This is a genomic window from Corynebacterium striatum ATCC 6940 (genome assembly GCF_000159135.1).
Classification (GTDB): Bacteria; Actinomycetota; Actinomycetes; order Mycobacteriales; family Mycobacteriaceae; genus Corynebacterium; species Corynebacterium striatum.
The window spans coordinates 1-259 of the sequence record NZ_GG667576.1; the positions used below are offsets into that span (position 1 = coordinate 1).

A 259-nucleotide genomic window follows, 5' to 3' on the forward strand; every position below is an offset into this window, starting at 1 on the left:
GGACCTGACCCCCTTTTGGTGGACACCTGATATCCAGCTCAGTCGGGCTGGGAAGAAAGGTAAACTACCATTATGTCCAGGTACTCCGAACAGTTCAGACGCGATGCTGTGGCTCTCTATGAGAACAATGAGGACCTCTCGCTGAACGCAGCATCAGCAGAGCTCGGTATCAACCGTGCCTCGCTGCATGCTTGGGTCAAGAAGTACGGCACCGGCAAACGTGCCCGCATTAAAGCCGTGCATGATAAAGCCCAAGCGG

The 259-nt window shown here is 54.8% G+C and carries 1 protein-coding gene; it reads left to right on the plus strand.

Annotation, left to right across the window (positions count from 1 at the left end; translation table 11 throughout):
* Nucleotides 1-72: 72 nt before the first annotated feature.
* Nucleotides 73-259, plus strand: a 187-nt coding sequence (locus tag HMPREF0308_RS12805; RefSeq protein WP_005532463.1) for an IS3 family transposase, incomplete at its 3' end; no start/stop codon positions are given.